Below are 258 nucleotides of genomic sequence, written 5' to 3' on the forward strand. Positions count from 1 at the left end.
GGGGAGACCCCACACTACCATCGGCGCTACGGCGTTTCACTTCTGAGTTCGGCATGGGGTCAGGTGGGACCACCGCGCTAAAGCCGCCAGGCAAATTCTGTTTATTAACCCGCTTTTCGCCGGTTAATGTAATCTGTAATCAGGCTGAAAATCTGTCTTCTCAAATCCGCCAAAACAGCTTCGGCGTTGTAAGGTTAAGCCTCACGGTTCATTAGTATCGGTTAGCTCAATGTATCGCTACACTTACACACCCGACCT

The 258-nt window shown here is 50.8% G+C and carries 1 rRNA gene; it reads right to left on the reverse strand.

Going from position 1 to position 258, the window contains the following annotated elements:
* Positions 1-91: ribosomal RNA gene (gene rrf / locus OGV69_RS01305) — 5S ribosomal RNA — on the reverse strand; the annotation flags it as partial.
* Positions 92-258: the final 167 nt, after the last annotated feature.

The sequence above is a fragment of the Citrobacter sp. Cc139 genome (assembly GCF_030334645.1).
Classification (GTDB): domain Bacteria; phylum Pseudomonadota; class Gammaproteobacteria; order Enterobacterales; family Enterobacteriaceae; genus Citrobacter; species Citrobacter werkmanii.